Source organism: Dongshaea marina, assembly GCF_003072645.1.
Taxonomy (GTDB): domain Bacteria; phylum Pseudomonadota; class Gammaproteobacteria; order Enterobacterales; family Aeromonadaceae; genus Dongshaea; species Dongshaea marina.
Map to the genome: position 1 here is coordinate 5002309 of NZ_CP028897.1, position 18499 is coordinate 5020807.

The following is an 18499-nucleotide window of genomic DNA, read 5'->3' on the forward strand; positions in this document are numbered from 1 at the left end:
TTTAGGTTTTTATCCGGAGCGGTTCGGCTCTTATCTGGATGTTCTGCGCCCGGCTGGGAGTCGAACCGAATCCTGTCTGCTGTTAGAGCCAACCCGCCGAGACTGGTATTGGTTTCACTCCGTTTTTTGCGGCTGGCTCAGCTTTGTGTCAGCAGGGGCAGGGCAACTGGCTGGCACTTCAGGTCGGCTGTAATCTTGTGGAGCTGCCATTGAGGGAGAGAGTCGCGTTGACAGGCCGCAAGGTAGCCTGTGTCGAGTTGCCAGAGAGCCAGGTGATACTGGTGTTTATCCAGGTAGTTGGTAAGCTTCAGGGGCGTAGACAGGGATAACTCTACCTTGTTGAGCCCTGCGTTGAGGCCTTGTCCGTGACTCTTTAGGAGCGCCTCCTTGAGGGTCCAGAGTTGGTAGAAGCTCTGAGTTCGCTGTTGCAGCGACAGCTGTTCCAGCATCCGTTGTTCACTCTCACAGAAAAAGCGCCTCGCGATGTTGAGAGGATCTCTTGGTCTTGGTTTGCACTCGATATCCACACCAACCTGGCCCTCATCTGCTATGGCTAGCACCAGGGTGTCGCCGCTGTGGCTCAGGTTGAAGCTTAGGCTTGAGTCTGCAAGCTGAGGGCGTCCGTACGGGTTGTGGATAAACCTCAGATCACTAGGGTGACAGTTGCAACGTTTTGCCAACAGCTGACGCAGCAGCAGCCTGCTCACCAGGTACTCATGACGGCGTTTGGGGTTGGTCAGTGCGTGCTGGGTCTGCAGCTCTTTTGTGCTGAGCCAGGAGTTATCCGCATTGAGCGCGCCAGGATCCAGATCCTGGCTATTAATCAGATAGATATCAGCCACGACGGAAGATCAGCGAAGTATTGATCCCGCCAAAGGCGAAATTATTACTCATAACAAGATCCGTGTGGATCATCCGCCCCTGATCCTGAATATAATCCAGGGATCCACAGCGAGGATCGACCTGTGCGAGATTGATGGTGGGGGCAAACCAATTCTCACGCATCATCTCTATGGCCAGGTGTGCCTCAATCGCCCCGCATGCCCCCAGGGTGTGACCAAAATAGCTCTTCATCGAGCTGATGGGGATCCTTGAGCCAAATACCCGTTCGGTGGCTGTTGTTTCAGCAATATCCCCGCGCTCGGTCGCCGTGCCATGGGCGCTCACATAACCGATCTGATCCGGATTCAGTTGTGCATCCTTCAAGGCTAACTCGATCGCAACCTGCATGGTTTCAGCTGTGGGCTGGGTAATGTGTTGGGCATCGCAGTTGGTGCCATATCCCACGATCTCCGCCAGTATGGTCGCCCCTCTTTGCCTGGCATACTCATACTCTTCGAGGATCAGGGTGCCGGCACCCTCACCGATCACCAGCCCATCCCGCTCCTGATCGAAGGGGCGGGGGGTGCTCTGTGGGGTGTCATTTTTAACACTGGTTGCGAACAGGGTATCAAACACTGCGGCCTCGGTCGGGCAGAGCTCCTCTGCGCCTCCTGCGATCATCACGGTTTGTTGACCATGTTTAATCGCTTCATAGGCATAACCGATCCCCTGGCTTCCAGAGGTGCAGGCACTCGAGGTGGTATAGACTCGCCCCTTGAGGCCAAAAAACAGGCTGACATTGACCGCCGTGGTGTGGGGCATCAGCTGAATATAGGTGGTCGCATTGATCGCCCGGGTGCTGTGCTCATTGAGCATGGTGCTCAGGGCTGACAGCGGGGAGGTGCTACCGATGGATGAGCCATAGGATATTCCGGTTTGTCCACTCTCAAGTATCGGATCCTTGAGGAGGCCTGCCTGTTCCAGGGCGCGTTCCGTGGCCAGGGTTGCCATTCTGGAGACCCGTCCCATAGAGCGTACCTGTTTTCGGCCATAGTGGGAGGGTAATTCGAAGTCGTTTACCGGCCCCCCCAGGTTGGTATTCAGGCCATCAAACTTGGCCCAGTCGGCCATGTAGCGGATCCCTGTTTTACCCTGCTCTATGCTCTGTCTTATTTGTGGCCAGCTCTGGCCCAGTGAGGTGATGCTGCTCATCCCGGTGACGACGACTCGTTTCATACCAGACCTCCATCGATTGCGATCACCTGACGGGTCACATAGGCTGCAATATCCGACATCAGGTATGAGACCAGGCCAGCCACCTCCTCGGGTTGCCCCATGCGCCGGGCCGGGATCAGTTTCAGGGCTTGCTGGGTTTCTGCATCGCTGACCATGTCGGTTTCAATTAAACCGGGAGCGACACAGTTGACGGTGATCTTGCGCTTGGCAAGCTCCAGCGCCAGGGATTTGCTGGCTCCGATAATCCCGGCCTTTGCCGCACCATAGTTGACCTGGCCACGGTTTCCAGCAATGCCTGAGACCGAGGAGAGGGTCACGATGCGCCCTGGCTTACGGGTGCGAACCATGGGCATGATGATGGGATGCAGAACATTGTAAAAACTATCCAGGTTAGTGCTTAAAACCGCATCCCAGTCTTCGGCTGGCATCGCAGGGAAGGCGTTATCTCTGCAGATCCCGGCATTATTGACGACACCGTAATAACAGCCATGCTGCTTGATATCCTGCTCTATTTGTTGCTTGCACTGCTCCCTGTCAGCAACATTAAACTGCAGAAGCCGTCCTGCTACACCCAGCTTTTGAACCTGCGAGAGTGTATCTTCGGCGCCACTTTGACTTCCCATGTAGTGGACCACAATATTGAAACCATCTTTAGCCAGTTGCAGGGCGATGGCTTTGCCTATGCCCCGGCTTGCGCCTGTGACCAGTACAGTTCGAGTCATATTATTTTCCTGACAGGTATTCTTCTATTTTAGATTTTTCCGGCATAAAGGTATTGATTCGGCCAGTTGCCAGTAGTTGCCCATCTTCTGTGTGGATATTGCAGTCGAAGCTCCCCAGGGTCTCTTCCAGATAGATGAGGGAGGCAGATATATGCAGTACCTGACCGGGCAAAAAGTACTCACAGTGTGCCGTATACTTGCGGCTACCCAGTAAAAAACCCAGCTGGGGTGTCTGTCTCTGCTGGTAGAGCTGCCAGCCCCGATACACGGCAATGGCCTGTGCCATGAACTCGATTCCTATCCAGTTCGGGACCCCCTCGGGCTGATAAAAGGGGTTGGCTTCGGTGATCGTCAGCTGACAGGTAACACTATCGTCCGAAGTTGCGATCGCCTGATCGAGCAGGATCATCGGCTCTTGATGGGGGATCAACTCTTCTATGGCTACTTCACTGATTTTCATCGTTTTTTCCGATTATTACACTCGCGTTGCTGCCACCGAACGCGAAGGAGTTACTCATAAAAATGGGCTGCTTCCATGTCTGGCCTGGTTTGACCAATCCGATGATTGGCAGCTCCGGATCCCGCTGCTGATCCCAGATCTGGGCCGGAAGGCGTTGTAGGGGATCTTGAAGTAACAGAGCGCAGAGTGCAATCTCTGTTGCACCTGCGGCTCCCAGGGTATGTCCTGTCAGTGGTTTGGTTGAGCTACAGGGCATGTCTGAGCCAAACAGAGAGTGAATTAAGGCCGCTTCCATCGCATCATTTTTGGGAGTGGCGGTTCCGTGAAGATTGATATACCCCAGTTGCTCCGCAGTGACTCCTGCCATCTCCAGCGCCTGTTCAATCGCTAGTTTTGCTCCATTTCCGGTGGGGTCGGGGGCCGATATATGGTAACCATCGGAGGACTCACCGGCTCCCATCAGGCGCAAAGGGGCCTTATCCCGGGTCAGTAACATCAGGGCTGCTCCTTCACCTATGGTGATACCATTACGATTTTGGCTAAAAGGATTACAGATTGCTTCGCTGACGGACTCCAGACTGTCAAAGCCGTTGAGGGTTAGCTGGCAAAGGGTATCGCATCCCCCCACCAGAACCGCATCCAGCATGTTGCTTTTAACTAGCCTTGCGGCGGAGGCAAAGGCCTTGGCGCTCGACGAACAGGCGGTGGAGATGGTGTAACTCGTACCCTTAGCTCCGCTAAAGGCAGCCAGGAATTCACTGATTTGACCATACTCTTGCTGGCGATAGTGAAAATTAGCCGGCCACTGTTGGTACTGTTTGAGGTGGGTAACCGCACTCTCTCCATCGGATATGCCACTGGTGCTGGTGCCCAGGACGATGCCAACCCGGGAGGCGCCGTAGATGTTGATGGCGTGTTGAACCTCGGCTTCCAGCTGACGATAACAGTGAGCGAGTAATCGATTATTACGACACTCCCATGCTTCAAATGGCTTGGGAAGTGGCTCGAGTTCTGTCGGGACATGTGCCGCCATACAGCCTCTTTGACTGATGAGCGAATGATAAGGCCGTATATTGGATTGTGAAGCGGAATACAGATTGTTCAGGATCTGCTCAGGTTCATCACCCAAAGCATTGATCATCCCCAGCGCCTTGATGTAGATACTGCTCATCAATGTTGTGCCTGAATTGTTTCTATGGTCAGTGAATAGTGTCGCTGAATATGTCGATAGGTGATCTTGCCGCGCCAGTGATCCGGATATTGATAGTTAATCTGGATCAGCGGTTTGCCATCGACCAGCACACTGCGCGTCAAAGGTGTGTCCTGGAGAGTCATCCCCCCCCTGGCAAGCAGGGGAGACAGTACCTTCGCCGGGTAATAGGTGATGATAAAATCGGCCAGCATATACAAGGGTTGCAGTTGTTTGGATACTGCAGGCAGTGAGCTGGTTTTTATCTCTTTGCCATCCCAGTTAGCAGAGAATAGCTCTCCTCCCCAGGGGCTAATGCCGACCAGCACCAGGCGCTCCGGGGATTGCTCAACCTGGAACTGCAGTGAATGAGTTTGCTGCTTATATTTTCCACTGACCAGTTGGGTGGCTGTTATCTTTTGTGGGTAACTATTTGGCTGCGGCAGGGTAAATGGATGATCCTTTGCCAGCGTGACCCGGCTGGGGGCTTGTTGCCTGATGCTGCTGCAAGCCGTGAGGGCTAATAGCAGGCCGCAGATGAGCAGTATCCGGTTTTTTCTCATGAATCACTCCTTGCAACCAGAGGTGAAAGCACAAAGGCGGCACCAATGCCCACCAGCACAGTAAGTCCGAAGCCGTGGACCGCCTGGGTATGAGACAGTGCCAGCAATCCGAAGGAGAGCAGGGTGGTCACCGCCGACAGAGCGATCGCGATCAGGGTGTTGAGGGGTCTCTTTCCTGCTTCGGCAAAAAACAGTGTGTAGTCGACACCGATCCCCAGCACCAGCATCAGCGCCAGCATGTGAAACAGGTTGAGGGTCTCTCCCATTAGCGAAGTTGCCCCCAGAGCTAGTAACCCGGCAAGCAGGGGGGGCAGCATCAGAATCGATGCGCGCCTTACGCCATAGCGGCCTAGCAGCAATAGCGCGATTGCCAGGTAAGCGCCTCCCAGGATCCAGGCAATACGATGCCGGTAGAGTTTAAACAGGGCCGAGATATCATCGGCTTTACTAATCAGGGTGATATGTGGGCCTTGTAATTGCTGGAGCAGCTGTAGGCTGTGGCTGTGCCCCAGCAGGACTATCCCGGCGTATTGCCCCTTAAACTCTCCCTGCCACAGGAAATGCAGATTCTTTGAGACCGGACTCTCCAGCCATTGTTTCACTCCCACGGGCTTGAAAGGCTGTGATAGCAGTTCTTCGAGCACCTGTTGCCGATTCTTCAGGCCCAGTTTACTGAAATACTCGGGAAGCAATTGTTGATAGCGACTGTGGAGTAGCTGGTAGTTCTGTTGCTGAGTATGGACAGAGGGCAGCCAGCTGGCTAATCCCTGGTAACTGGCCAGTTGCTGCTGGCTTATAAGTTGATCTAATTGGCTAAAGAGGGCTTCCTGGCGCTCCAGGACCTGCTGAGGGGTTTGACCCTCAACGACAAAGAAACGGGTATCGAACTGGTATCCCAGCATCTGCTTGAGCTTTGTATCATTGTGCACAAGCTCGGGGGAGCTTGATTGCAGTACCCGAATATCATCATTGGCCTTGAGATGGTAGATGGCAACCAGGCTGGCGAGTATCAGGATAGCGAATCCTAGTTGTAACTGGCGGGTTGTGGGGCGCAGCCAGCATTGGAGCAGCAGGTTGCAACCCCGGGTGAGCCAGTTCGGTCGTGAGTAGACTCGCTGGGATGCCAGATGAGGAAAGAGTGCGATGACGGTGAAAAAAGCCATCAGCAGGCCGGCGGCGGAAAATAGTGCCAGCTGTCTCAAGCCCGGAAAGGGAGCGATTGCCAATGAAAGATAGGCGATCACACTGGTCAGCATCCCCATGGTGATCGCCGGCATGATATGCCTGAGCCCGCTAAACCTGTCTTTTTGTGGGAGATATTGTTCAGCAAAAAAATGAAAGGAGTAATCGATCGATACCCCGATCAGGCTGGCTCCGAACACCAGGGTAAAGAGATGCACGCTGCCAAAACACCAGATGGTGATCACCAGAGCCGCCAGGCTACCCACCAGGATCGATAGCAGGCTTAGTAGCAGGGGGCGCCCGGAGCGAAAAGCTGCCAGCAACAGGATGATCACTCCCAGCAGGGAGCCAATGCCTATGGTTGAGATCTCCTGCTGGGCGGATTGGCTTCCCTGCGCCGCAAAAAATAACGACCCTGTCTTGAGAACTTCGACCGAGGGGTACTGTTTTTCAATCTCAGTCAGAGTCTCATTGAGGGGAGGTAGCAGGCGCTTTTGTGCCGCCAGAGAGAAGGGGGAGTCCAGGGTTGAGGCACTGAGAAACACCCAGATCTTTCCATCCTGTCTGAGAGTCAGCCGGTTATGGTTCAAAGAGAGCTTGCCACCGGCATTCGGCAGGGTGCCCAGGTAATTGGAAAACAGGAAGAAGGGATCTTCCGAGAGCATGGCCGCACGCCCTGAGCCCAGGGGGCCGAACAGGGTCGCCATGGCAGAGGCCATCAGGTTTTTTGGAGACTCTTCGAGCTGTTGGCGCTGGGCCTGGCTCAGGAGCTGCTGGCGCATCGGATAGTAAAACTTTGCATAGGCCTGCATCTGGGTGGGGCTGACCTTGTACTGAATCGAGGTATAGCCCTGAGTCTCTTTTAGCCTGGCTGCCAGTATGTCGGCGGCGGCCATTGCGTCGGCCTGCTTGCCAGCTCCGACCAGAAAGAGCAGCTTACGTCCGAGCTCTTTGGTGGCCAGATCCATCGCATGGGTTGCCTGTGGCGTCTTTTCGGTATGAGGAAGCAGGGCCAGGATATTGGTTTGCAGCGGAAATCCCTGGAACAGCATGCGTCCCAGGGAAACGGCAAAAACGCTGACGAGCAGCAGCCACAACAATGGCCACAGTGGATTATTCAGGCGCAAGCTGTTTCTCTTCTGTCGGGTTGAGCGGGGTCGGTTTTGCCATGATGTCTGTGAAGCGGATCTGCATCTTGTCGCCCTTTGCCTCATCTATGGTGATCCCTGAGATCTGCTTATCCCCCCGGATCCTGATGAGCTTGATCGCTTTATTCAGGGGGGACTGGTTGGGGATCAGTCCGAGGGTCCAGTGTGAGATCTCGGCATTGGCTGGCTCAAAAAAGATATCAAAGTTATTGGACAGGGTATCCAGGTTCCCATCAAACAGGGAGAGGAATACCCGGGCAAAAGAGAAGACCATGGGGTTCTCTTTGGCGGTCATCTCCATCGCCGCCTGCCCTTGTATCTGTTGCAGCATCTTGGTTTTGCTGATGGTCAGCAGCGAGGCAAATGGTTCTGTCTGTTGCCAGATCAACCCCTTCCCCCTGGCCAGCACGAAGCTTCCATCCGATTGCAAAGGGGTCGTCAGCAGTCGCAGATTTCTTACCTGCTGAAACTTGCCTCGGACCAGGGGCTGGGCTGCCAGTCGTTTACCTATCTGCTCGAGCTCCGGACGGGTTTTGCTGGTGAGAGGAGAGTCCAGTAGTTTGGCCTGAACCGGCAGCATCCAGCACAGAAGCATCAATCCCAGGATCAGGCGCATTGGAACTTCTCCATTTTTTTCAATAAAAAATCGGGTGAGGCGAGTAGCATCTCACCTGTCTGCTGGATGACAGCCACCTGGACACTATAGCCAGTGGTTAGCTTTTCTCCACTGAGACTATCTTCAATCCGGTAACTGATGCGGATCCGGTTTTCATACTCCTGCATCTGGGCTGTCAGGCGAATTCTCTGATCGACCCGGCAGGGACGCACATACTTGACCCTGATATCGATAATTGGCCAGACATAGTCTGAGTTAGCCATGCTGGCATAGCCCAACCCTATCTGTTCCAGGAGTTGGCCCCGAACTCTTTCGAAGTACTTCAGGTAGTTGCCGTGCCAGACTACCCCCATGGAGTCGACATCATAAAAGGGGATGGTTAGCTCCAGTTCGCTGCCGGGAAGTTGCATCAATAGAGGCTCCAGGTTTGCTGTTGAATCAGCGCAACAAAGTGGCGCAGGCTCTGTTCGAGAGGGCGATCCTCCTCCAGCAGCTCAAAGTGTTCAAAAACCTGTTGCTGCATGGTCTGCAGACCGGGAGTGAGTTGTTCCCGGGTTAACTGCTGCTGGCGTTGGCGCAGGGCAATTCCCTGACTACTGGCCAACAGGCTGGCCGCTGCGACCTGTTCGGTCAACTCCAGAACCCGGATACAGTCCCGGGCCGAGATGGTTCCCATGCTGACCTTATCCTGGTTATGGCACTCGGTCGAGCGAGAGAATACGCTGGCTGGCATGGTTAGTTTCAGGGCTTCGGCGGTCCAGGCCGAGACCCCGATCTGAACTGCTTTAAACCCGTGGTTGATCATGGCCCGCTCCGCACAGGAGGCCGATAGGTTTGCTGGCAAACCGTTATTAAACTTGGTATCCATCAGCAGGGCCATTTGGCGATCCATCAGATCGGCCAGGTTGGCGATACAGTTTTTCATGGAGTCCATCGCGAAGGCGATATGCCCCCCATAAAAGTGGCCACCATGCAGTACATGCTCCCCCTCACCATCAATAAGCGGGTTATCATTGGCGCTGTTTAACTCGTTCTCGATGAATTGGCGCAGCATGGGAAGGGCATCCTGCAAAACCCCGATGACGTGCGGCGCGCAGCGCAGTGAGTACCTATCTTGCAGGCGATCCGAGTTGCGTGGCATCTTCTCGTGCTGAAGATCGTCTCGAATCCAGGCTGCGATCTGGTTTTGCCCCGGATGAGGCTTAGCGGCAAACAGAGTTTCATCAAAATGAAAGGCATTACCCTTGAGTGCTACCGACATCATGGCGGTGATCCGGGCACTCAGTTTTGCCAGGTAACCGGCTCTTGAATAGGCAAGGCAGGCCAGGGCTGTCATGACTGCGGTCCCATTCATCAGGGCCAGGCCCTCTTTGGGACGCAGCCGAATGGGGTTAATCCCAAGCTTGTCGAACAGTTCCAGGGTCTGATGGATTTCACCCTTATAGCTCACCTGGCGTTCCCCGATTAGGACGGCTGCCAGATAGGATAAAGGGGTCAGATCGCCGCTGGCCCCGACAGAGCCCTCCTGGGGGATGAGTGGGCAGATATCCCGGTTGAGTAGCTCACAGATGAGACTTAAAAGCTCCCAGCTTACTCCGGATACACCACGAGCCAGAGAGGCCAGCCGGGTGGCCATCACGGCCCTGGCTTGGGGATGGCTCAGGTGATCACCCATGCCGCAGCCGTGAAAGCGGGTCAGGTGGATGGGCAGCTCTTCAACCAGATGAGGTGGTACACAAACCGTGCATGAGTCCCCATACCCCGTAGTTACGCCGTAGATCACCCCATCTTCGTCCAAGATCGAGTCAAGAAAGGCGACACCCTTATCTATTTTCTTGCGAAAGGCTGGCGATGGATTCAGCTCAACCCTGGTGCCCTCAACGGCGATGGAGACTATATCTTCGATGGTTATCTGGGTATCACCAAAGGTAATGGGGTTACTCATGAGGCGTTTCTCCGTCTTGTTGGGGCGCAGCCCAAAAATCGTAAAAATTAAACCACTGTTCAGGATAGCGCAGGCAGTAATACTCAAGACGTTGTGCGTAGCGGTTTGCTATCTGATGAAGTTGTTCATGACGCTCCTTGCGTGCCAGTTTTAAGGTGTTGGCAAAATGCTCCCAGTGCAGAGTGTAGCCTTGTTGATCTGCGACACAAAACACCAGGAAAACAGGACAATCCAGTAGTCCTGCCAGAATAAAAGCTCCCTGAGGGAAGTGAGCCTGCTCACCGAGGAATGGGGTCTTGAGGGTTCGCTCCGGTGTTCCGGGGGCGGTGCGATCTGCCATGATCACAACATACTCTCCCCGGTCGACCCGCTCCTGAAGCATCATGGCGGTATCTATGCCAAGCTCAGAGATCTGGATGAGTTCAACATTGCCCTTGCACCCTATGTTTTCAACAAATTGATTGAAGCTCTGGGCATGCTCGGTAAAGGTCAGAATGTTGAGCTTAAGCTCAGGCGCCACATGAGAAGCTGCCTGGGCAATTTCAAAGTTTCCAAGGTGAGAGCCAATTAAAACCCCTCCCCGTCCGGTTGCCATCTGCTTTTTTAGCACCCCGACATCGGGAAACTCGACCCGCTCGGGGGGAATATCCCCCACCCAGACCGCAAATTTATCCAGTGCCGAGTAGGCAAAATTTATAAACTGGCGAAAGCTCGATAGCTTTTGTGGAGCGATTCCTGATAGCTGACGCTGCATTGCGACTCTCTGAAGGTATTCTTTTGAGGCCCTTCGAGCCCGGGTCCCCGTCAGGTAAAAATAGCCGACCACAGGGTAGGCTAGCAGTGAAAAACCGCGACGCCCCAGCAGTCGATAGCTGAGGAGTAAGATCCGGATCCCAAGGGCTGAGCCACGCTCTTTAGTGCTAGACCAGTGGGATCTCTTATTACGCCGTCTATACCTTAATAGCCGGGGGATCCTGGGGAGCATGCCGAAAAACAGCCGGGTATGCATCCAGGAGATGCGAACATTATCTTTGAAGGCATCGAAGTGGGATAAGCCATCTTCCGGGTAGTGGACCCGGGTTGGAAAAAACTTAAAATCGAGACCCTCCCAATACAGGCGCACCATGATCTCAACGTCAAAGTCCATGCGAAGGCCCAGCGGTTTTTTTTCGCATAACTTGAGGCATGGATCCAGGGGATAGGCTCGCAGGCCGCACATCGAGTCCTTTATGCTGCGGGACCAGGTTTCGACCAGGACCCAAAAATGGGTCACATAACGGCCGTAGAGGCGGCTCTTAGGAGCCGACTCATCATATACGGGTTGGCCACTCACCAGGCTATTTGGGTTCTGTTGGGCGAGCTCCAGCAGTGTCTGCACATCCTTGGGATCATGTTGACCATCAGCATCCACCTGCAGGGCATGGGTATAGCCCAGATCCTGCGCCCGATGAAAGCCGGCGATGACGGCTCCTCCCTTACCCAAATTCTGTGGCAGGGTCACCAGCTCTATTTGCTGCTTCGAAGAAAGGATCGCCTGGCGGATCAGTGCCTTGGTTTCATCATCACTGCCATCATCGACCAATAGGATTGGAAGGTCCAGGTAGGCGAGAGCCTTGAGTGTAGTACTCAAGGGTTTACCATGGTTGTAACAGGGAATGAGCAGGCAGGGCTTCATGATATGGCGCTAAAATTGATACGGCCCGAAGAGAAAGATAGTTGGCTATCGGGATCGATATAGCTGAAATGAAGCTTGTGCTTATTCTGATCCCAGCGTAGCTTCAGCTGGACCTTGCGCTCAGGAGTGAGGATATTCTGAAACTTGATCACCTCCATGCCAGCAAATTCACTATCGAGCTGTAAAAGCTCTTTGGCATAGTGGATCGCCCAGTGGATCTGCACCACCCCGGGAAGAAGCGGGTGATCTGGAAAGTGTCCCTTGAAATACAGGAGCTCCCCGGGAAGCTCAAGACTCAGGATCGCCTCGGGGTGATCAAGTTGTTGCTGCTCAACAATCGGGAGTTTCATGGATGTTCCTTACTCTCAAACATCGCCTGTAACTGGGTAAAGACCAGCTTACCCTGCGCATTTACCGGAATGTCGCTAGGATAGCGAAATAACCGGGGAACTGCGATAGGCTCGATATAGGGTCGAAGCTGTTGCTGAAAACGGCGGTTCAGGGCGAGCTTTCCCTGCTGTGCGAACTGTTCTGCCCCCTGAGTCGTGAGTCTGATGATGGCTCCGATCATAATTCTTTTCTCCCGGTTGACCGGGATGATAGCGACCTCTGCGATCCAGGGATCCATTTTTAACCTCTGCTCAATCTCTGGCAGGGAGATCCGCTTCTCCTCCAGTTTGATGATGCGATCTGCTCTGCCATCGAGCAGGAAACGCTGTCCATCCACATAATGCATCAGATCCGCGCTGACGTAGGGGCAGGGTTCGCTGACAAAGGGGGAGCTTACCGTCATACAGCCCGTGGATGAGTCGATTCCGACTTCGACTTCGGGGAGCGGAGTCCAGGGGGAGTCACTTTGATGTTGTTGGCGCCAGGCGATACCTCCTGTTTCGGTGCTGCCGAGGATCTCCGTAGGCAGCAGGCCAAACAACTTATGGGCTATTTGCGCCGCCTGATAGGGAAGAGGGCCGCCCGAGGAGATGAGCTGAGCCAGAGGACCTGCCGCCTGCTGATCCAGGCGTTTGAGAAGCGCTGGGCTGGAGATCACTATCGCGTGATGTTGCTGCTGGCTGATGGCGAGGAGCTCCTCCGGATATTCCAGGGTCTCTCTGGCAAAGGCATGGCCCAGGCACAGGGGCAGCAGTACCCGAAACAGCAAGCCATAGATATGCTGGTGAGACACACTGGCATAAAAGCGACACGGATTCGGAAAAGGACCGAGCTGTTTTGACAGAACCTGAATCTCATCATCCAGTTGCTGCAGGCTCTTGACTATCTTTTTGGGCGCGGCGGTTGAACCGGAGGAGTAGAGAATGAGCTGCTGCTCGGGCGTCAGGGGCTTAAGCGGCAGAGGCTGATTTTCCCCTAGCAACAGTTGCCCAAGTGTGTGCTCATTCAGCTCTTGCTCATAGTGATCTCTATATTGCTGCAAGGTTCCGGGCTGGTTATTGGGCAGCATCACCGGGGTCTTCTGCGCATGCAGACAGGCAAACAGAGCCAGGCAAAACAGGTAGCTGTCTTCGAGGTTTAATAGCCAGAGCTGAGCCGGTTGCTGCCGTAACTCTGTGGCCAACAAGGCAAGCTGTTGATGAAACTGTTGGTAGCTTACCTCATGAGAGCCAAATGCCAGCAAACCATGCCGGTTGCTATGCGACACCTTATAGATGGAGTGAGTGATCATTGTGATTGTGAGCGTTTTTTAAGGTGGAGACGAACCGCAAATTCGATGGCAAAGATAGCTCCCATGATGAGGTAGGAGATCAGGCCATTATACAGGCTCCAGGTTTTTAGTGAGCTGAATAGTGCGGTATACAGGGCGATCGATCCATTACAGATAAAAAAGCAGCACCAGATCCAGGTGACCTTGCGGGTGTAGGGAATCGCCCTATCCGGAAAGTCGGGATCCATGGTTCGGGCAAAACGCTCGATCATGCTGGGTGGGCGGATCAGGGTTTGAGCGAAAGCCAGTAATAAAATAGCGTTAACCACCACAGGGTAGAACAGGAATCCATGGGGGGTATTGCTGATGCTTGAGTAGAGCGCCAGCGGCGCGCCCGCCAGCGCGACAAAGGTCATGGGGCCCTTAAGCTCTTTGAGTCTTGGATTCGGACTGACCCAGAGCCGAAGCACAAAAAGCCCGGCCAGAAGTACGCCGAGCTTAGAGGGGCTTGAAAACGTAAGTCCGAAGTAGATCGCTAACGGGTAGAGCAAGATCAGAATTGCGATCAGGACCGAGAGCAGCTTGCGCATTAGTCCTGAAGCAGCTGCTCCACCGAATCAACGATATCCTTGACGGTTCGAACGCTTTTAAACTGATCCGGCTGGATCTTTTCGCCGGTCATGTCCTGAAGCTTAACTACCAGATCGACGGCATCGATACTATCGAGATCCAAGTCTTCATACAGGCTGGCTTCCAGGGTGATCTGCGCAGCATCAAGCTCAAAAAGCTCCTGCATTGCCTTGGATATTTCATTAAATATTTCATCTCTGCTGTGCATGGTTCACCTACTATTTATTTTGAGCAATAAACTGGGCCAGGGTTTTCACTGAGAAAAAGTGAGCCTTGGTCTCTTTTGATTCAGCATTCAGGGTAATATTGAACTGTTTTTTTATCGCAACACCCAACTCAAGCGCATCGATCGAGTCAAGTCCAAGACCATCTCCGAATAGCGGTGCGTCGGTTTCAATATCATCCGGGGTCATATCCTCAAGGTTCAGGACATCAATTATTAGTTGTTTTATCTCAAGTTCGAGTTCATTCATTTACCCGCTCCTTTGCTAGCTCATGTTCCAGGTAGCGTGTCAGGTGACGAGCCGCGACCGAAGTATGCTGCGTTTCATTATAGAATTTATTGGGATCGATTCTATCGCCAATATTCAATTGGTAGTGAGGTTTTCCACTCTTTGGTATCTGGTACCAGGCTTCAGCTTTCGTCAGGGTCGAAGGTGAGCAATGAATATGGATCAGGCGAAGTGGTTTATCTAGCCTTAAGGCCAGGTGAGCGGCGCCCCGTTGCATCTTAAGAGATTTTCCAGGCTCACTGCGGGTACCTTCTGGGAAGATCAGTAACGGGTTACCGCTATCCAGACTCTGTCTGCTGGCCTGGAGTAGCTGATCGGATTGGACATTGGGGATATACCCGGCGAGTCGAATCACCCATTTTAACCAGCGGTTCTGCCAGAGAGTCTGTTTGACGATACAGTTACATTGATCCAGCAAAGAGGTGATCACCACATAATCGATGAGGGTGGGGTGATTGGCCACCAGCAGGCAACCCCGGTCGGCACGCAACTTATCCACTCCCTGAAAACTAAAGCGAATTACTCCCAGGGTTTGCATCAACCACACAAACAAGCGAAAGCTGATGGCAATGGTTTTTTGGATTCGCCGGCTTCTGTTGAGTGGATCCCTGCTACATAGGCCAATGATGGGTAAAATCGAGGTGCCAAGAAATAGCCCACCATTAAAGAACAGGAAGAAGCACAGACCTGTAGCAAAGAGCCGCCAGCTATAGTTAAGCATCTTGGGACCATACCCAAAGTCGTGAGCTTTTCTGAATCCTGAGCGATTCAGATGGCTTAAGGAGCCATTCAAGGAACAGCCTGGGATGAAGCCCGGATGATTCCTGTCCGGCTGACTCCTGCTGCTGGCTTAAACGGATCCCTGCGGGAGCGGCGACAAGGTGTAGAGCCAGAGAGAATGGGCTCTTGGGCTCGGGACAAAATTCCAGGTAAGGTACGGGCAGTGGTTCGTCAAAATAGACCAGCATCAGACTTCTGTCCGGATGACAGGCAAGGTAGGCCTGAGCTTCCTGCCAGGCTCTTGGAAAAGTATCGACCCCGGCGGCGATCGAATTGGTGGGGATCTGAGATTTTTTCAGTATGTTAAACAGCCCTGCAGCCGTATTATGCACAGACTGGGAAAAGGCGGTTGGAGACAGGGGCTCCAGGTCATCGATCGCACAAAGCAGCTGGTAGGTTCTTGGCATCTCTCCATGGCGGGAGGCAAAGATGGCATAATCAGGCATCTGCTGCTCACAAAGCTCAAGGGCAGGCTGTAGTGCCGACTTGGTGAGTGGACTCATCCGCCGACGCTGCATCGGAGGAATTTTTTTTGCGCCTGGGATCGGGGAGGCCGGCTCAGCAATCTGGTTATCGAGCCAATCGTGTTTAGATTCCTTTCCCGGAGCCCATGCTTCCCAATCCACTACCCTAAGTGCGATAGACATAAGTATGAAAGAGTGCAGGAAAAAGTGAGTGCAGTATGTTACGTGATCCCGTGCTTCGGGTAAACTGAACGAGTTTTAGGTATTGAGTGGCATTGAAATAGTTAACAAGGAGATAATCATGGTACGCAGATGGCGTTCGCTTTTTATTGTTCTGCTGCTGGCCTTAGGGTTAACGGCTTGTAGTCGTGTTCAACCAGTGATGAATATGGATAACTATCCTATTCCGGCCGGGCTGACGATGAAACAGATCCAAAATGATATTATCGCCGCAGGCTCACAGCTGGGCTGGACCATAGTGCCGCAAAAGCCGGGCCAGATGATCGGGACCCTCTATCTGCGCTCCCACAAGGCTGAGGTGACGATTCGCTATAATCAGAAGCTCTACAGTATTATCTATCTGGATAGCAGCAACCTCAATTATAAGGATGGTCAGATCCATCCGAAATATAACCAGTGGGTCAGAAATCTAAACAAATATATCAATCAGAACCTGCACGCTCACTAATTGATGGTTTAACAACAGGGGCCGAAAGGCTCCTTTTTATTGGGTTTTCTATGCAATTTTATAATCAGCCGGATCAGCGCTCGGCGCTGGAGGCGATCACCGATGCGCAGCGTATCGCCTTTGCTCCGTTTGCGTTTCAGGCGACAGTGGCGCTGGTCCGCCTCGGAATCCTTGAGCTTATCTCACAAAAGGGTAAGCAGGGAGAGACGGTCTGCGCGCTGGCCGAGGAGCTGAAGATCTCTGAGTATGGGATCAAGGTCCTGTTGGATATGGGGTTGAGCTGCCGTCTGGTATGGCTGCGAGAGGATCAGTATTACGTCCTGGATAAGGTGGGGATGTTTCTGCTGAGCGATCCCATGACTCAGGCGAACCTAAATTTCAGTCAGGATGTCTGTTATCAGGGATTATTTCACCTGATGGAGGCTATTCGTGAAGAGAAGCCCTGCGGACTAAAAGTGTTTGGGGATTGGGAGACCATCTACCCGGCCCTTGGGATCTTGCCCGAGCCTGCCAGGCAGAGCTGGTTTGACTTTGATCATTACTATTCTGACCGCTCCTTCCCCGAGGCCCTGGAGCTTATCTTTGCCGATAAACCCCGGCATATCCTGGATGTGGGGGGGAATACAGGTAAGTGGGCCCTTGAGTGTGTGCGCCACGATCCCGATGTTCAGCTCACCATCATGGATCTTCCCGAGCAGCTTGCCCTGATGCGGGATGCGGTCAAGGCCGCAGGCTATGAGGGGCGAATCGATGGGCTGGAGGCCAACCTGCTTGATGAGGGCAACCTATTTCCGGATGAGCTGGATAGAGTCTGGATGAGCCAGTTTCTCGATTGCTTTAGCGAATCTCAGATCCTCGCTATTTTGCGCAAGGTTGCCCAAAAGATGGATCGCAACAGTCGCCTGTATATCATGGAGACCTTTTGGGATCGCCAGGCGTTTGAGGCCGCGGCCTATAGCGTCAACGCAACCTCGCTCTACTTTAGCTGCATGGCTAACGGTAACAGCCGGATGTATCACTCCAAAGATATGATCCACTTGCTGCATCAAGCAGGGCTGGTGGTCGAGCAGGATACGGATAATCTCGGGGCCGGGCACACACTGCTGCGTTGTTGCTTAAGGCCTGAGGAGTAACTTGTAACCCAAGTCACCGCTCTTTGTGATGGTGACTTGGGTTTTCCCATCTATATTGGGTAACAATGTATGTGGGTGCTTACAATCATTCGAAGTTAGGTCAGCATTCATTTTATATTCCCCAACAAAAGAATTTGATATATCACTTCCCTGTTAACTGATTCTTCACAGCACTTATCCCATCACTTGCTATTGTCTTTTTGGCATCTCAAGGTTTAAGGTGAGTTTTTTCATCACTGAGGGAAACAGCACGTGAATATAAAAAAATTAATAACCTTGGCATTTCCTCTGCTGGCTTCATCCAATGTGCTGGCCAGCATACCCGATGAGAAATCTTATGATCAGTGTGTCAGCCAGTACGTGTATCCCATTGAGGATAAGGCGGTTGCCCGGGAGGCGAAGCATGCCTGTAGTGAGCTGCATGACTCCTATTCTTTACTGGGGGATGATGACACCAATTATTACCAATGTATTCTGGATGGTTCAGCGACTGTGAATAATGTGATCGCCCTTCGGGAAATGAAGAAGAGCTGTGAGCAAAAGTATCGAAGCCTCTGGTAAAGAAACCTGCCTTCTTGTGCATTAGGAGAGTCAAATTTATTGATTCGTCTGGCCGAGAATGCGAGTCGATTGAGCTTCTGTTAAGTCTCAGGTGTTAGATTTTTATTTATCAATGCCGCAGCTAACATCGAGAGATCACAGATGAATACTAAAACAGCAGTTCTTAATCAGGAGTCAACAGGGAAGTATTTTATTAAAAACGCCATGCTGGTGGTTGGTGCCCTGGCAATTGCCGGTGCATTCTTATTGGCTCCCGGGGTTCTTGGGATCTTGGGGGCATTTAACCGAGCCCAAGGTTTTTTGTAGCCGTTGAGCTTAATAGGGCACCTCGCCCCGCGGGGTGTCATTGAGCAAGATTAAGAGCCTGCTCGGCACCCGATAGTTGTGAGAGACAGATGTTTCACCCCCTTCGTTAGTTCAGCGTGAGCATAGTCCGATGATGCAGGGCTTTTGCTGCTCAATGACTGAAAAGCGCCATGGAATGACGCTTAAACGCGCGATCAATACCTGATA

22 protein-coding genes are annotated in these 18499 nt (G+C 52.9%); 4 read left to right on the forward strand and 18 right to left on the reverse strand.

Annotated elements, in window-relative coordinates:
• Positions 1-137 precede the first annotated feature (137 nt).
• From DB847_RS23480 to DB847_RS23565, 18 genes are read right to left on the reverse strand one after another with little or no spacing between them, the layout of a single operon-like run.
• A complete protein-coding gene (locus tag DB847_RS23480; protein ID WP_108652841.1) occupies positions 138-842 on the reverse strand; it encodes a 4'-phosphopantetheinyl transferase family protein in 705 nt (234 codons plus the stop codon).
• Positions 835-2058 carry a beta-ketoacyl-ACP synthase gene (locus tag DB847_RS23485; protein ID WP_108652842.1) on the reverse strand — a complete coding sequence of 408 codons (1224 nt, stop codon included), beginning with the start codon at positions 2056-2058 and terminating at the stop codon, positions 835-837. Before DB847_RS23485 ends, DB847_RS23480 begins: the two co-directional genes overlap by 8 nt.
• Positions 2055-2780 (reverse strand): 3-ketoacyl-ACP reductase FabG2, encoded by a 726-nt coding sequence (locus DB847_RS23490; RefSeq protein WP_108652843.1) that lies wholly within the window; start codon positions 2778-2780, stop codon positions 2055-2057. The genes DB847_RS23485 and DB847_RS23490 overlap by 4 nt, the downstream gene beginning before the upstream one ends.
• A gap of 1 nt (position 2781) precedes the next feature.
• Positions 2782-3240, reverse strand: coding sequence for an ApeP family dehydratase (locus tag DB847_RS23495; protein ID WP_108652844.1), 459 nt, complete (start codon positions 3238-3240; stop codon positions 2782-2784).
• Positions 3227-4411: a beta-ketoacyl-[acyl-carrier-protein] synthase family protein gene (locus DB847_RS23500; protein ID WP_108652845.1), complete on the reverse strand. Its 1185-nt coding sequence runs from the start codon at positions 4409-4411 to the stop codon at positions 3227-3229. The genes DB847_RS23495 and DB847_RS23500 overlap by 14 nt, the downstream gene beginning before the upstream one ends.
• Entirely contained in the window at positions 4411-4992 is a 582-nt protein-coding gene (locus tag DB847_RS23505; protein ID WP_108652846.1) for a DUF3261 domain-containing protein, read from the reverse strand. Before DB847_RS23505 ends, DB847_RS23500 begins: the two co-directional genes overlap by 1 nt.
• Complete coding sequence (locus tag DB847_RS23510; RefSeq protein WP_159084824.1) at positions 4989-7301, reverse strand: MMPL family transporter; 2313 nt, start codon at positions 7299-7301, stop codon at positions 4989-4991. The genes DB847_RS23505 and DB847_RS23510 overlap by 4 nt, the downstream gene beginning before the upstream one ends.
• On the reverse strand, positions 7288-7938 hold the full coding sequence (locus DB847_RS23515; RefSeq protein WP_108652848.1) for an outer membrane lipoprotein carrier protein LolA: 651 nt from the start codon (positions 7936-7938) through the stop codon (positions 7288-7290). Before DB847_RS23515 ends, DB847_RS23510 begins: the two co-directional genes overlap by 14 nt.
• Positions 7929-8348, reverse strand: a complete 420-nt coding sequence (locus DB847_RS23520) for an acyl-CoA thioesterase (protein WP_108652849.1) — start codon at positions 8346-8348, stop codon at positions 7929-7931. The genes DB847_RS23515 and DB847_RS23520 overlap by 10 nt, the downstream gene beginning before the upstream one ends.
• Complete coding sequence (locus DB847_RS23525) at positions 8348-9883, reverse strand: HAL/PAL/TAL family ammonia-lyase (RefSeq protein ID WP_108652850.1); 1536 nt, start codon at positions 9881-9883, stop codon at positions 8348-8350. Before DB847_RS23525 ends, DB847_RS23520 begins: the two co-directional genes overlap by 1 nt.
• Positions 9876-11513, reverse strand: a complete 1638-nt coding sequence (locus tag DB847_RS23530; RefSeq protein WP_234418466.1) for a glycosyltransferase family 2 protein — start codon at positions 11511-11513, stop codon at positions 9876-9878. Before DB847_RS23530 ends, DB847_RS23525 begins: the two co-directional genes overlap by 8 nt.
• A 41-nt stretch (positions 11514-11554) precedes the next feature.
• Positions 11555-11908 (reverse strand): ApeI family dehydratase, encoded by a 354-nt coding sequence (locus DB847_RS23535; protein ID WP_108652852.1) that lies wholly within the window; start codon positions 11906-11908, stop codon positions 11555-11557.
• Positions 11905-13239, reverse strand: a complete 1335-nt coding sequence (locus DB847_RS23540) for an AMP-binding protein (RefSeq protein ID WP_108652853.1) — start codon at positions 13237-13239, stop codon at positions 11905-11907. Before DB847_RS23540 ends, DB847_RS23535 begins: the two co-directional genes overlap by 4 nt.
• Entirely contained in the window at positions 13236-13808 is a 573-nt protein-coding gene (locus DB847_RS23545) for a COG4648 family protein (protein WP_108652854.1), read from the reverse strand. The genes DB847_RS23540 and DB847_RS23545 overlap by 4 nt, the downstream gene beginning before the upstream one ends.
• Positions 13808-14056 (reverse strand): acyl carrier protein, encoded by a 249-nt coding sequence (locus DB847_RS23550; protein WP_108652855.1) that lies wholly within the window; start codon positions 14054-14056, stop codon positions 13808-13810. Before DB847_RS23550 ends, DB847_RS23545 begins: the two co-directional genes overlap by 1 nt.
• Before the next feature lie 10 nt (positions 14057-14066).
• On the reverse strand, positions 14067-14321 hold the full coding sequence (locus DB847_RS23555; protein ID WP_108652856.1) for a phosphopantetheine-binding protein: 255 nt from the start codon (positions 14319-14321) through the stop codon (positions 14067-14069).
• Positions 14314-15081, reverse strand: coding sequence for a lysophospholipid acyltransferase family protein (locus DB847_RS23560; protein WP_108652857.1), 768 nt, complete (start codon positions 15079-15081; stop codon positions 14314-14316). The genes DB847_RS23555 and DB847_RS23560 overlap by 8 nt, the downstream gene beginning before the upstream one ends.
• Positions 15074-15787, reverse strand: a complete 714-nt coding sequence (locus tag DB847_RS23565; protein ID WP_108652858.1) for a beta-ketoacyl synthase chain length factor — start codon at positions 15785-15787, stop codon at positions 15074-15076. Before DB847_RS23565 ends, DB847_RS23560 begins: the two co-directional genes overlap by 8 nt.
• A 118-nt stretch (positions 15788-15905) precedes the next feature.
• Here DB847_RS23565 and DB847_RS23570 point away from each other — a divergent pair, with 118 nt between their 5' ends.
• The 4 genes from DB847_RS23570 (at position 15906) to DB847_RS24625 (ending at position 18292) form a co-directional block, all read left to right on the forward strand.
• Positions 15906-16292, forward strand: a complete 387-nt coding sequence (locus DB847_RS23570; protein WP_108652859.1) for a hypothetical protein — start codon at positions 15906-15908, stop codon at positions 16290-16292.
• Positions 16293-16342: 50 nt separating this feature from the next.
• On the forward strand, positions 16343-17425 hold the full coding sequence (locus tag DB847_RS23575; RefSeq protein WP_108652860.1) for a class I SAM-dependent methyltransferase: 1083 nt from the start codon (positions 16343-16345) through the stop codon (positions 17423-17425).
• A 252-nt stretch (positions 17426-17677) separates the two neighbouring features.
• The gene (locus DB847_RS23580) at positions 17678-17986 is read left to right on the forward strand and encodes a VF_A0006 family four-cysteine protein (protein ID WP_108652861.1); all 309 of its coding nucleotides are present in this window, start codon (positions 17678-17680) and stop codon (positions 17984-17986) included.
• A 141-nt stretch (positions 17987-18127) separates the two neighbouring features.
• A complete protein-coding gene (locus DB847_RS24625) occupies positions 18128-18292 on the forward strand; it encodes a hypothetical protein (protein WP_159084826.1) in 165 nt (54 codons plus the stop codon).
• Positions 18293-18499: the final 207 nt, after the last annotated feature.

Bases quoted from the DNA above. Each gene is read 5' to 3' on its own strand.
- DB847_RS23545 (WP_108652854.1), bottom strand. From the start codon at position 13,808: ATGCGCAAGCTGCTCTCGGTCCTGATCGCAATTCTGATCTTGCTCTAC.
- DB847_RS24625 (WP_159084826.1), top strand. From the start codon at position 18,128: ATGAATACTAAAACAGCAGTTCTTAATCAGGAGTCAACAGGGAAGTAT.
- DB847_RS23555 (WP_108652856.1), bottom strand. From the start codon at position 14,321: ATGAATGAACTCGAACTTGAGATAAAACAACTAATAATTGATGTCCTG.
- DB847_RS23500 (WP_108652845.1), bottom strand. From the start codon at position 4,411: ATGAGCAGTATCTACATCAAGGCGCTGGGGATGATCAATGCTTTGGGT.
- DB847_RS23570 (WP_108652859.1), top strand. From the start codon at position 15,906: ATGGTACGCAGATGGCGTTCGCTTTTTATTGTTCTGCTGCTGGCCTTA.
- DB847_RS23515 (WP_108652848.1), bottom strand. From the start codon at position 7,938: ATGCGCCTGATCCTGGGATTGATGCTTCTGTGCTGGATGCTGCCGGTT.
- DB847_RS23505 (WP_108652846.1), bottom strand. From the start codon at position 4,992: ATGAGAAAAAACCGGATACTGCTCATCTGCGGCCTGCTATTAGCCCTC.
- DB847_RS23550 (WP_108652855.1), bottom strand. From the start codon at position 14,056: ATGCACAGCAGAGATGAAATATTTAATGAAATATCCAAGGCAATGCAG.
- DB847_RS23540 (WP_108652853.1), bottom strand. From the start codon at position 13,239: ATGATCACTCACTCCATCTATAAGGTGTCGCATAGCAACCGGCATGGT.
- DB847_RS23525 (WP_108652850.1), bottom strand. From the start codon at position 9,883: ATGAGTAACCCCATTACCTTTGGTGATACCCAGATAACCATCGAAGAT.
- DB847_RS23565 (WP_108652858.1), bottom strand. From the start codon at position 15,787: ATGTCTATCGCACTTAGGGTAGTGGATTGGGAAGCATGGGCTCCGGGA.
- DB847_RS23575 (WP_108652860.1), top strand. From the start codon at position 16,343: ATGCAATTTTATAATCAGCCGGATCAGCGCTCGGCGCTGGAGGCGATC.
- DB847_RS23560 (WP_108652857.1), bottom strand. From the start codon at position 15,081: ATGCTTAACTATAGCTGGCGGCTCTTTGCTACAGGTCTGTGCTTCTTC.
- DB847_RS23495 (WP_108652844.1), bottom strand. From the start codon at position 3,240: ATGAAAATCAGTGAAGTAGCCATAGAAGAGTTGATCCCCCATCAAGAG.
- DB847_RS23485 (WP_108652842.1), bottom strand. From the start codon at position 2,058: ATGAAACGAGTCGTCGTCACCGGGATGAGCAGCATCACCTCACTGGGC.
- DB847_RS23520 (WP_108652849.1), bottom strand. From the start codon at position 8,348: ATGCAACTTCCCGGCAGCGAACTGGAGCTAACCATCCCCTTTTATGAT.
- DB847_RS23535 (WP_108652852.1), bottom strand. From the start codon at position 11,908: ATGAAACTCCCGATTGTTGAGCAGCAACAACTTGATCACCCCGAGGCG.
- DB847_RS23490 (WP_108652843.1), bottom strand. From the start codon at position 2,780: ATGACTCGAACTGTACTGGTCACAGGCGCAAGCCGGGGCATAGGCAAA.